This window comes from Francisella orientalis FNO12, from assembly GCF_001042525.2.
GTDB classification, from domain to species: domain Bacteria; phylum Pseudomonadota; class Gammaproteobacteria; order Francisellales; family Francisellaceae; genus Francisella; species Francisella orientalis.
The window spans coordinates 547967-560484 of sequence record NZ_CP011921.2; the positions used below are offsets into that span (position 1 = coordinate 547967).

A 12518-nucleotide genomic window follows, 5' to 3' on the forward strand; every position below is an offset into this window, starting at 1 on the left:
TTCTACTTTTCTATTTCTCCGATACCACGGTTTAGTATATACTTAAAGGAATTTTATAACAACTAGAGCGTGTGTTACTTTTATGAAACGAAAAGTTTTTGTTTTGGGCCTGCTAGTTAGCTTACTAAATGTAGCTTATTCTGAAGAAGATTCGTATATATGTGATAATAAAGTTCTCAAAAATCCAATTATAGCATCAGAGTCTAGAACCCAGTTAAATTTTACAAACTGGGCTGACTATATATCTTCTGATATAGTGCCTTGTTTTTCGGAGTTGTCTAATACTAGAGTTAAGTATATATATACATCTGATGATAATATGACAAGAGCGAAGATAATGACAGGCTCTTCAGGTTTTGATTTGATAGAGCAGGGTGCTTTGTATTTGAATAGTGAGATAGCATCTAATGCTCTTATCAAGTTAGATAAATCAAAGTTACCAAATCTAGATTATCGTAATAAAGTAATCTATGACAAGGTATCTCAAATTAATGATCCGGGTAATAACTATGCTGTAGTATATAGTTATGGAACTACTGGACTAGCTTATAACAAACAAGAAATAGAACAAAGATTAGGAAAGGATGTTGTTCCTGATAGTTGGAAATATGTATTTGATAAAAAGTATCTCAAACAGATAGCGCCATGTGGAGTCTCATTGCTTGATGAGCCTGAGCAGATATTCGGTAATTACTTTTTTTATCATGGTATTGATCCTAATACTAATAGTAAAGCTGAGTATGAGAAGGCAGCTCTAGATATTATCAAAAACGTACGTCCATATATTAAGTATTTTGATAGTAATAAATATCAAAATGATTTCACAGCGGGTAACCTGTGTCTAGTAATGGGATACTCTGGCGATGTGGTTAGATCTGTTAAAAGAGCAAAGACTGTTAACCCTTATGTGACTTTAGCATATGTAATACCTAAAGAAGGTACTAATATTTGGTTTGATATGTTAATGATTCCAAAAGGAGCTAAAGATCTTGATAAAGCTTATGCTCTTATGAACTATATTATAGATCCATACGTAGCCGCTCAAAATAGTAATTATTTATATCAGCCTAATGCAGTAACACAGAATGAAAAATATTTAGATGATATATTTAATGATACGAATATTAGACCTACTGATGAGATGATCAAAAAGATGTATGTTCTTAATATTCATGATGCAGAAATGCAGAGTTTTATTAGTAGAGTGTGGATGAATGTTAAATATGGCATAGAATTTACACCTAAGTACTATAAACTAAGCTAAAATTAATTAAAAATTCTAAAAAATGTTTAAAAATATTTTTAGGAACAAGTCTTACTTGCTATACTAAAATTATTAGATTTATTTATATTAGTAATCAATAATGTCTACCCCACTAACGATAGAGTTATTCAATGAGTCTACAACTTTAGATTTACAAGTTAATGACTTAACCATCAAATCAGCTATTAATGAACCTTTTGAGGTTAGCCTTAGCTGTGGTGTTCCAGTTGGTGATGATTTACTTGCAAAGTTAGATAACTATGTAGATTTTACCTTAAGCATAAATGGCGATTTAGGTAATCCTAAATTTGAATTAGAATTACAATCTTATGATTTGATCTCTGCTAATATTCGATGATAATTCTTAAATCTAACAGGGTTGATATGACCTTGTTTAACTTGTTCGACAATTTGACAACCTTTAGATCCCTCTTCATGCGAGCAATTTCTGAATTGGCACATCCCTTTGTATTTTTTGAAATCTAAGAAACCATCAAAAAGCTCTTTTTTTGTGATATGCCAAAGTCCAAATTCTCTTATGCCAGGAGAGTCGATTATATTAGTGGCATCATCTATCTCGTATAAAGTAGAGCATGTAGTAGTATGACGTCCTTTTTTGGTAGAATCTGATACAGCAGTTGTTGCAGTGATTTTTTCACCTAGTATTGTATTTAATGTTTCAGACTTGCCAACACCTGATTGGCCTAAGAATATAGATGCTTTGTCTTTAAGTTCTTCAAGAAGGTTATTAATTCCTATATTGTTTTGTGCAGATATATAAAAAACTTTATAGCCAATGTCTTGGTAAACATTTGCTAAATTTTGAATATATCTTTTATCTTCTTCTGTTTGATTATCTATCTTATTGATAACAATTATAGGCTCTATATTACTATTATGTAATGCAGCTAGATATCTATCAATATAGTGCTCAACCGGTGCTGGAGAGTGAGCAATAATTATTACAGCATTATCAATATTTACAGCAATATTTTTATTTTTACGCTGATATTGATTTGGACGAGAAATTAGATTTTTTCTATCAAGTAATCTACTAATGACATATGTCGAATTTGTATATTCTAATTCTACATTATCTCCAACAGTGAGTTCACCTTTCAAGTAGCTTCTTAATAGTGCTGAAACTTTCTCGCCATTTGTAAGTTTGACAGAGATATTACCACCAAAATTCGTTATGATTTTTCCTTGCAAGAATGTAAGATTATAATTACTTAATATTAGAGTTAATTATAAGCTTTATTTATAAAAATGCTAATAATGTCTTGTATATATTTGAATAAAAATATTATCTTTGTTAGTATCGAGAGATTAAGAAAGAAAATTTATATTTAATCTTAAAGAAGAATTAAAGGAGAAGTAATGAAAAAAACTAAAATTTTAGCATTAATGGCTTTGGCAACGTTTGGTGCGATAAGTTTTTCTTATGCAGATGATGCAGGAGGTGTTAATTTATCACCAGAAGGTTACTGGGTACAATTTGATGAAGATCCAGATGCTGGCAAAGGAATGCTAGAAGGTATTATTCATACTTATTATGCAGAGAATGATGAGTATGGCAAGAAAGGTACGCTACAGATGGAAATCGTAGTTCCATTAATGAATGTAAATGCATCTGGTAAGCCGGCTAAGCCAAGAGCAACTTGTAATAACTGTTCAAATGGTTCTTACAATGGCTTTAGCTATAAAGGTAAAAATGCTCCTCTACAAGGTTTTGTGTTTGCAGGCAATATGCAACCACAATCAAGTACAGGTGTTGCTGGTCAAAGTAGCGATGTATATAAGGATGGTGGTGTAATAAATCCAAATGATGGTAAGGTTTATGAATCGGAAGCACAAGTTCAAGATGCAGGCAGAACAATGTATGCAAAAGCAGCTTATATTGTTTGGGGTAAAGAATTAGGTAGTAAAGCGGCTTACTGGCAAAGAATCACAAAAGCTGATTATGAAAAAGTTAAAGCGGATTGTGGCGTAACTGCTGATGGACAATATGTAAATAAAGATGAGAAAGTTACTGCCACTTGTACTAACTATCCTGTTGAGCAATTTGGAGTTAAAAGTCCTGTCTAATTAGTTTGTATAATTCCAATTTTTCTTTATACTTTATCTTAAAAGTCATAACAAATTTCTACAATGATTAAAAAAATTACTTTTCTAATTTTTGGTTTTTTAGTGGCTATGACTAGCTATGCGAAATTTGATAAATCAAATGCTAATGGCTATTGGTTACAAAGAGATGGCGCTACAAATACAAATGTTGGTGTAATTCATGCTTATACTAATGACCATGGTAGTTTAAATGCTAAAATGTTTGTACCATTAGCAAATGTTGATGATGGTAAGATTCACCCACCTATGATCTACTGTAAAAATTGTGGTAAGGGTGATGCTTATGGACATAAATATGATTACTCTAGTAGACATGATACATATCAAGGGTTAGAATTTGTCTGGGATATTAAAAAATCAGGTTCTGCTGATAAATCACATGGAAAAGGATCTGTTTATACTGAAGGATCTGTACTAAATCCACATGATGGTAAATTTTATCATGTCAAAGCTCAAACTATAGAAGATGGCGATAAAGTTTATGTTAGAGCTTTTTGGGGATTCTTAGGTAAAGATGAATACTGGCAAAGAATACCTAAATCCCAAGCTAATAAAATAAAATGGGAATGTGGTCTAACGAAAGATAAAATTTATCCATATCAAGATAAGTCTGGCAAGATTATAGATCAGGAGCTATGGAAGGAGTGTTCAACAAGAGATTTTGTAAAAGATCCTTTATGATAGATTATCTATGTATTCTAAGCAAAATTATCGCCAAATAAGATTATTACCTGAAGATTTAGCCAATCAAATAGCAGCTGGGGAAGTTATAGAAAGACCCTCATCTGTAGTCAAAGAACTTATTGAAAACTCTATAGATGCTGGAGCAACTGCTATTAATATAGAAATTCAAGAGGGCGGTAAGTCATTAATAAGAATTAGAGATAACGGTAAAGGAATTGCTTATGATGATTTGCGACTAGCTCTAGCACCTCATGCAACAAGTAAGGTTTATACTCTTGAAGAATTAGAGTCTGTTGCTAGCATGGGCTTTCGTGGAGAAGCTCTGGCTAGTATAGCTTCTGTTTCAAAGCTAAAAATTATCTCAAAACATCAAGATTTAGATGATGCTTGGCAAATCAATAACGAAACTAGAGAGGTTACTCCTGCTGCACATGTGACAGGAACAACTATTGAGGTTTATGAGCTTTTTTATAACACTCCGGCCCGCCGTAAGTTTTTAAAGAAAGACAATACCGAGTTTTTACATATTTCTGATTTACTTAAGAAATATATGCTTTGCTATTTTGGTATAGCTTTTAGACTTATTCATAATGGTAAAGAGGCCAAAGATCTATTATTAGCAGAAGATATGCAACTTAAATATAATCGTGTTTTAGATTTGTATAGTCGTGATTTTATTGAGAATGCTATCTATATAGATAAAAAAGTTGGTGATGCTCATTTATGGGGGTGGGTGGCTAGACCTAGATTTAATAGAGCTAGAGCAGATATGCAGAGTTTCTATATAAATGGGCGTATTATCAAAGATAAGATTGTCACTCATGCGATAAAAAATGCTTATAAAGATGTAATGTATGGTAATAGATATCCAGCATTTCTACTTTATCTTGATATGGATTATAAAGAAGTGGATGTAAACGTTCATCCAGCTAAAAGTGAAGTACGCTTTAGAAACCAAAAATTTATTTATGATTTTCTTTTTGGTACAGTCAATAAGGCGATAACTACAGGTGCAGACATCGAGATTGAAACTTCTAGTTTTAGTGAAAATAATACATATCAAGAATCTAAAGGCACTAATAATCCTCTTAATATTGGTAATATGAGTTTAGATATCAATATTGAAGATGATAAAGAAGAAGGTAATAGTGCAACTATATTAGATAGGTACTTTAATAATCAAAACACTCAAGAAAATGAAATTCATATATCACAAAAGCCAAAAGCTAGTGGTTTAGGACAAGCTATCTGTCAGATTCATGGTATATATATACTTTCACAAGTTGAGGATGGTGTAGTACTTGTGGATATGCATGCAGCTCATGAGAGAATACTCTATGAAGAGATGAAAAAAACTTGGCATGCAGATACTGCTAAGTTTAAGCAAAATCTATTAATGCCTTTAACATGTAGATTATCAAGTAATATAGTCGCAACGATTGATGAGAATCTAGAAGTGTTTGAGAAGCTAGGCTTTGAAATATCAGTAGTAGCAGATGATGCAGTATTAGTACGTTCAACGCCAATATATGTCAAAGATAAAGATGTACAAAATCTAATATCAAATGTAGCTACAGAATTAGTATCATCTGGCAAGACAAAGAGTGTTGAGTTTTATCTAAACCATATTTTAGCTACAGTGTCTTGTCATGCTGCTGTACGAGCAAATGATAAGCTTAGTATTCCAGAAATGAATCATCTACTAAGACAGATGGAAACTGTTGAGAACTCAGGGCAGTGTAATCATGGTCGACCGACTTGGGTGAAGCTTAATTTTGCACAATTAGATAATTTCTTTTTGAGAGGACGATAATTCTAAGTTTTTTATAGAAATCAGTGGCGACTTGTCTAATCATTATAGTAGAAAATTATAGTTCAATCTTTTTTGTTTCGCTACTTACTGCGTAAGTTATAGCAACATACTTTTTGCAATAGCAGAAAAAGTATGCAAAACTGCCTAGCACTACGCTATCGTAGTTCAAAACAAATGGAAAATAAAAACCCCACTTCGTTCAAACAGTTTTATTTTCTAGACATTTGTTTTGAAACTACTTGTCGCTGATATGCAAAAGTCATAAAGTAAGAATATAGTTTTATTGATATGAGAATTATAAATACTTATTATTTAGTATATTAATAAGAGTTAAATTTATAGGAACTATTTTGAAAAAAATTATATCAACGATTTTAGGTTTTATTTTACTTGGAGTGGTAGGTTTGGGATGCTACTTGATTATTTCACTTGTTTGGAATCAATTTAAGCTTTTGGATCCTAAAGTTTCAATTAGTTTATTAACAGCCGCTACAACAGTGATAGCTGCAACTGTAACAGTTGTTTTGGGAAAGTATTTTGAACGAAAGAAAGATATTGAAGCACACTATAGAGAAAAGAAAACTCAAATATAGGATGAGTTTTTATGTAAATTTCTCAAACTTTTCCATAGTACTTCAGAAAATAATAAAGAAATAGATGACTTCGTTAGTTTTCTTCAGGAATGGCAGAGAAAGATAATTCTTTGGGGAGGACAAGATGTCTTATTAAATTATATTAACTGGTTGGAGCATTTAAAGGAAGGTAAAAATGATGCAAAAGCTATGTTTATGATGGAAGAGCTTTTTTAGAAATTAGAAGGGATCTTGGACATAAAAATAATAAGTTGGTCAAAGGTACATTTACCCGCTTGATTTTAAAAGATCCAAAAATCTTTTTGAGTATGGCTGAAAATAATCTAGATGTAACATTGCAAGAAGTAGCTGAAGCAGAGAAAAATTAAACTTACAATAAAAAAATGGAGCTGTCTTAGATAATTGAAATTATAAACCTAATCTACCCAATATCCTTAAGAGTATGGATAGTCACAGCTAGCATTTGCCGATGTATCTCTCGCGTATAAATTTTTTTAATATAGAATCTCCTTAGATTATTTATGTCTGCATTTTTAGTGATTAATTTAGTCTTATGATTTTTTTTAAAATCTTATTTTAGATAGGTATTATTATGCTTAATTATTTTAAAGCTAGAAGTAGACTATTTAGTAATAGTTCTTTCAGCTATGCTTGTGTGATGACTTTATTTAATGCTACTGTGGTAGGCATCGCGTATATATCTATAAGTTGGCATTTGTTGACTCTAAAGAATAACCTTGAAGTTATAATGTTGTTTATGCTTACTTGGTGGATTTTTGGAGTAATATTATCTCTAATTACCGGTTATTTTGCTGATCTTATACCTAGAAGAGTAATTATAGTTCTAGTAAATGTCTTTCGAGTTATATTACTTTCATCATTTGTGTTTTTGGGTAACTTAGATTCTTTAACTCTAGTATATTTGTTTACAAGTATATGGGGGATTATATTAGCATTTTTTATGCCGGCAATGATGATAATGTCGCGAGAGTTATTTCCTAATGATGATGTTCTATTGTATGCAAATAGTACGATGGATGGACTATTTGAACTTGGTATGGTTATTGGAATGTCTTTAGGAGGGATCTTAGTGGCGTATTTCGATATGCGCCAGATTATGATAATAATGCTTGCTGGAAGTATTTTTGCTACTTTGTGTAGTTTTATGATTGTGCTAAAGAGAATTGTAAAAAATCAAAAAGGGAATTTTTTAGTAATTAGAAGGAGGTTATTAACTACCTTAGTAAAAATATATCGCTATATTGGTGCTATTTGGCTCAGGTTAGCATGACTTATATATATGATTGCACCAATCTTTATATCTCCATATGCGAAAAACATTCTTCATGCGTCATCTTTGGAATTTGGACTAATAGAAGTGGCATTTTCAGTAGGTTTTATTATTGGGAATATTCTATTGCCATATATGATAGAAAAAATGTCGCCAAAATTAACGCTAGCTTTTTCTATGAGTGCATCAGCTATGATGTATTTATTGTTGGGATTAAACCAGAGTATAGCTTTTGCTATCTGGTATTATCTAGTAGCTGGTGTATTTATCATCATGGGTAATAATTGTTACTATAGCACAAAAAATACGCCGATAACTTTACAGGGTAAAATACAAGGTGTTGCTTATGGTTTATCTGGTCTAGTGATTATGTTTATATATACAATATTTTTTATGATTAATTATTTAGAACCATTACCTAGTAATAGATGGTTTTATGTATTGGCAGCTTTGGCATTATGTACATTATGGCCAATATTTAAAGGATTAAAATTTTTAGATAAAACTAAGTAATAGATATTGAATTAGAGATAAGTTTAAAATTATTGATTTAAGTTATCTAAGTACTTCTCAGCATCTAACGCAGCCATACAACCAGTACCTGCAGAAGTTACTGCTTGTTTGTAAACATGATCAGCTACATCACCAGCAGCAAACACGCCTTTGATATTTGTTTGCGTAGCATCACCAGCTAGACCAGATTTAACTTTGATATAGCCATTTTCCATTTCAATCTGATCTTTGAAAATATCTGTGCTTGGAGTATGGCCAATAGCAATAAATACTCCCATTACATCTATTTTAGATTCTTCGTTAGTTTTGACATTTTTAAGGCGTAGAGCATTAACTCCCATGTCATCACCAAGAACCTCTTCTAATGTAGTATCCCAGATAATATTTACATTACCATTTTCTGCTTTTTCCATTAGTTTATCGATAAGAATTTTCTCAGATCTAAGCGAATCTCTACGATGAATTAGTGTTACAGATTTCGCAATATTTGATAAGAAAAGAGCTTCTTCAACAGCAGTGTTACCACCACCGACTACTGCGACATCTTTGTTTTTGTAAAAAAAGCCATCACAAGTAGCACAAGCAGATACACCTTTGCCCATGAACTTTTCTTCTGATTCTAAACCTAAGTATCTAGCAGTAGCACCAGTAACTATAATTAGAGCATCACAAGAATACTCTTCAATCTCTCCAACCAATTTGAAAGGTCTAGTTTGTAGGTCTACAGAGTTAATTGTGTCATATGTGATTTGTGTATCGAATCTCTCAGCTTGTTTCTGTAGTTTTTCCATAAGCTCTGGACCCATGATACCATCAGCTTCGCCTGGCCAGTTATCTACATCTGTAGTTGTTGTAAGCTGTCCACCAGGTTGCATACCTGTGATGATTACAGGGTTTAAGTTTGCACGAGCTGCATATATTGCTGCAGTATATCCAGCAGGACCAGATCCTAGGATTATTAATTTGTGATGAGTTGCCATTTTAAAAAGTTCTTCAAAATACGATTATGGCGCAATTATATCATAGTGCTTGTTCAAGTGAAATTTTGAAATAACCTTCTTAAGAGGTTTATTTTTGAAACTACTAACTGCTAATGTGGATTTATTTCTTTGACAAGGTTTTTAATTGCTGCAAAATCATCAATATAAGCGAAGCTATCTAGAGCTTCTAGATCTATACCATTATGATAACCATAACTTACCATTATAGTTTTTACATTTGCCTCTTTAGCACATAAATAATCATTCATAGAATCGCCAACTATCAAACTCTCTTCGGCTTTAGCATTTAGCTTATTCATAGCAAACAGGAGAGGTTCTGAGTATGGTTTATAGCTGGTTGTAGTATCTCCACCAACAATTACTTCAAAATAGCCAATCAAATCTAAATGAGTTAGAGACTGTATGGCATCATCTTCATGTTTGTTTGTTACAACAGCCATTTTGATACCTTGTTGCTTTAAGAAATCTAAAGTTTCAATGACGTGGGGATATACTCTACTATTTGCACTATTTAGGGTTTTGTATGTTTGACTGACAATTTTGACACCTATATCAGCTATAGATTCAATATAATCATTATCATTGAAATCTAATGCTAAAATTTTTCTAACAGTAGTAGGATAGCCTTTGCCAATAATACTAGCTAAGACATCTTCATATACCGGCTCAAGTCTAAAATGTTTACGCATGGTATTTGTTGCAACTGTTAGGTCACCAACTGTATTTACAAGTGTGCCATCTAAGTCAAAGAATATATTTTTTATCATACTTCTAGTTAACCAATTTAATTAGGTAGAATTATATCTAAGTTTAAGTAATGTTTCTAACTTTTGAGTTTTGAAAAACTATTTATTATAAATTCGCTCAACATTCTTATTCTATACAGCTGAAACTGCTTCGAAGGACGTACTATACTATATTATGTTTTCAGGTTTATCATTTTTGTTGAGTGTTACTCTATATTTTGGTAGAACCTGTACCAATGTTTCTGATTCTAAATCTTGCTTAACATCCCAATATGATTTTTCACTTATCCCATTTCCATTAATACACATTTGTCTACTTATGTAGCCATTATTAACTATGTAAGATGGTTTTATGTCAACTTCATATTTGTTATTTTCCTGATCAATTAAGTACAATTTTTTGATTGTGTTAGAGTTTATTTTTAGTGTTATGAAATCATAGTTATCTAACATATTTATATCATTGATGTTAGATATATTCATCTTCTGTAGATACTCGGGGCTGGCACATAGCATTCTATAGTTATCGACGAGCTTTTTTGCAATAAAGTTACTATCTGGTAGATTGCCATATCTAATTGCTATATCAAAAGGAAATTGATTGTAGGAAATTACATCATCAGTTAGATTTATATCGTATTGGATGTTAGGATTTTTTCTTTGAACTCATCTAAAATTGGTAGGATTATCTGTTTACTAAGTCAAAAGGAATCGTTATCTTAATAATGCCTTCCGCAGAACTCTCATTATTTTGAATATCTTCTTGTAAGTTTTCTAATTGTTCTAGCAACTTAATAGCAGTAATGTAAAGCTTTTCTCCTGCTTTAGTAGGTTCTATTTTCCTTGTAGTTCTTATTAGAAGTTTAGTTTGGTAATACTCTTTAAGGGCTTAATTTTATTGCTAATACTAGCGGGAGATAAATAAAACTCTCATCCAGCAGCAGATAAGTTACCGTAGTTAATAGCAGCCACAAATAATTTGAGCTCATATAACATTTTCATCTTTTATTTTTTCTAAAAAGTTATTTGATATTTTTGTATATTATTATTTAAAAAGTTAAAAGTATAATTGATATCAGGCATTAAAAGTTTAAGTTTATAAGGAAAATATTATGAAAAACTTATTTTGTGATTATAAAATGGGACAAGTGGAATTAAAAAATAGATTTGTACTTACACCTATGACTAGATCAAGGAGCTCTCAACCAGGTGACGTTCCTAATGAGATGATGGTTGAATATTATGGTCAAAGATCTAGTGCGGGACTTGTTATTACTGAGGCAACACAGATTTCTCTTCAGGGCAAGGGTTATGCTAAGACTCCAGGCATTTATTCAAAGGATCATATTGAAGGTTGGAAACTAACAACTAAAGAAGTTCATGACAAAGGTAGTAAAATTTTTTTGCAATTATGACATGTTGGTCGTGTATCTAGTTCTCAAGTAAACGGCCTACAGCCAATAGGCCCATCTTCAACTATAGCTAAAGATACTTCTGTATATATATTTGATGGCGCTCCCAATGGGGACGCTACATTCGTTCCTGTGGAGACTCCAAGAGAGATGACTAAAGAAGATATAAACAATGTAATAGAAGAATTCGCCATAGGAGCCAAAAATTCTATAGACGCTGGATTTGATGGTGTGGAAATTCATGGTGCAAATGGGTATTTGATTGACCAGTTTTTGCGTAGTAATTCTAACTTGAGAACGGATGGATATGGAGGTTCTAAAGAAAAAAGAATTAGAATCTTGTTGGAAATTACAAAAGCAGTTATTGAAAAAGTTGGTGCAGATAAGACTGGTGTTAGACTTTCTCCATTTATAAGTTTTAAAGATATGTCTGATCCAGAAATATTGGAAACTATAATACTTGCGGTATATGAGTTAGAAAAAATGGGTGTGACATATATACACCTTTGCGAAGCTGACTGGGATGATGCTCCTAAGATTCCTTCTTATTTTAGAGAAAAATTAAGAAAAATATTTAGTAGAACAATTATTGTAACAGGTAATAAAACACCTGAAGAAGCTAATACTCTTATTGCCAATAATTTAGTTGATTTGGTTGGTTTTGGAAGAAAATTCTTGGCTAACTATGATTTTCCTGAAAGAGTGAAAACTGGCTCTAAACTAAATGAAATCACAGATTCACATACCTTGTTTGGTGGAGGTACATCTGTAGGTTATACTGATTATCTATTTCTAAACGAGATAAAATCAAAGTTCAATAATTGATTTGTAAGAGTATTCTTTAGTGGCTCTTACATATAATGCACCTTTTGAAGCATTTTATGACAAAGACCAATATTTATTAGAAGGTAAAACACCCGATGACATGTTTTGCCTATGCATTTGAATTTTAGATTTTTAGGGATGCAGAAAATACCAACTTTCGTGATGTATGATCTGGTTAAAAATCCTACATTAGAAGATGACTTTATCAGATTTGATGAGTATATTCAGAAATACTTTTAATTCTAAGGA

Annotated in this window: 12 protein-coding genes and 2 pseudogenes; 10 read left to right on the forward strand and 4 right to left on the reverse strand. The window is 31.8% G+C overall.

Going from position 1 to position 12518, the window contains the following annotated elements; all coding sequences use genetic code 11:
- The first annotated feature begins 82 nt into the window (after window positions 1-82).
- A complete protein-coding gene (locus FNO12_RS02875; RefSeq protein ID WP_014715114.1) occupies window positions 83-1264 on the forward strand; it encodes a polyamine ABC transporter substrate-binding protein in 1182 nt (393 codons plus the stop codon).
- Between the two features lie 100 nt (window positions 1265-1364).
- Window positions 1365-1622, forward strand: coding sequence for a hypothetical protein (locus FNO12_RS02880; protein ID WP_014715115.1), 258 nt, complete (start codon window positions 1365-1367; stop codon window positions 1620-1622).
- Here FNO12_RS02880 and rsgA read toward each other — a convergent pair.
- On the reverse strand, window positions 1592-2476 hold the full coding sequence (gene rsgA / locus FNO12_RS02885; protein ID WP_014715116.1) for a ribosome small subunit-dependent GTPase A: 885 nt from the start codon (window positions 2474-2476) through the stop codon (window positions 1592-1594). The genes FNO12_RS02880 and rsgA overlap by 31 nt on opposite strands.
- A gap of 168 nt (window positions 2477-2644) precedes the next feature.
- Between rsgA and FNO12_RS02890 the strand changes: the two genes are divergently transcribed.
- The 6 genes from FNO12_RS02890 to FNO12_RS10280 all read left to right on the forward strand — a co-directional run bounded on the left by FNO12_RS02890 (window position 2645) and on the right by FNO12_RS10280 (window position 8285).
- Window positions 2645-3352, forward strand: coding sequence for a DUF2147 domain-containing protein (locus FNO12_RS02890; RefSeq protein WP_014715117.1), 708 nt, complete (start codon window positions 2645-2647; stop codon window positions 3350-3352).
- 108 nt (window positions 3353-3460) lie between these two features.
- A complete protein-coding gene (locus tag FNO12_RS02895) occupies window positions 3461-4072 on the forward strand; it encodes a DUF2147 domain-containing protein (protein ID WP_234393493.1) in 612 nt (203 codons plus the stop codon).
- A gap of 10 nt (window positions 4073-4082) precedes the next feature.
- A complete protein-coding gene (gene mutL / locus FNO12_RS02900; protein WP_014715119.1) occupies window positions 4083-5888 on the forward strand; it encodes a DNA mismatch repair endonuclease MutL in 1806 nt (601 codons plus the stop codon).
- Window positions 5889-6238: 350 nt separating this feature from the next.
- Window positions 6239-6481, forward strand: coding sequence for a hypothetical protein (locus tag FNO12_RS02905; protein ID WP_030003393.1), 243 nt, complete (start codon window positions 6239-6241; stop codon window positions 6479-6481).
- A gap of 592 nt (window positions 6482-7073) precedes the next feature.
- A complete protein-coding gene (locus FNO12_RS10275; protein ID WP_231138812.1) occupies window positions 7074-7772 on the forward strand; it encodes an MFS transporter in 699 nt (232 codons plus the stop codon).
- Between the two features lie 9 nt (window positions 7773-7781).
- Window positions 7782-8285 carry an MFS transporter gene (locus FNO12_RS10280; RefSeq protein WP_231138813.1) on the forward strand — a complete coding sequence of 168 codons (504 nt, stop codon included), beginning with the start codon at window positions 7782-7784 and terminating at the stop codon, window positions 8283-8285.
- A gap of 29 nt (window positions 8286-8314) precedes the next feature.
- On the opposite strand, the gene trxB is transcribed toward FNO12_RS10280, so the two are convergent.
- The 3 genes and pseudogenes from trxB to FNO12_RS02925 all read right to left on the reverse strand — a co-directional run bounded on the left by trxB (window position 8315) and on the right by FNO12_RS02925 (window position 11034).
- Window positions 8315-9265 (reverse strand): thioredoxin-disulfide reductase, encoded by a 951-nt coding sequence (gene trxB, locus FNO12_RS02915; RefSeq protein WP_014715120.1) that lies wholly within the window; start codon window positions 9263-9265, stop codon window positions 8315-8317.
- 110 nt (window positions 9266-9375) lie between these two features.
- Complete coding sequence (locus tag FNO12_RS02920) at window positions 9376-10053, reverse strand: HAD-IA family hydrolase (RefSeq protein ID WP_014715121.1); 678 nt, start codon at window positions 10051-10053, stop codon at window positions 9376-9378.
- A gap of 56 nt (window positions 10054-10109) precedes the next feature.
- Window positions 10110-11034, reverse strand: a pseudogene (locus FNO12_RS02925) (LysR family transcriptional regulator).
- A gap of 179 nt (window positions 11035-11213) precedes the next feature.
- Between FNO12_RS02925 and FNO12_RS10285 the strand changes: the two are divergent.
- A pseudogene (locus FNO12_RS10285) lies at window positions 11214-12269 on the forward strand (alkene reductase).
- Between the two features lie 111 nt (window positions 12270-12380).
- The gene (locus FNO12_RS10290; protein WP_257295771.1) at window positions 12381-12509 is read left to right on the forward strand and encodes a hypothetical protein; all 129 of its coding nucleotides are present in this window, start codon (window positions 12381-12383) and stop codon (window positions 12507-12509) included.
- Window positions 12510-12518 lie beyond the last annotated feature (9 nt).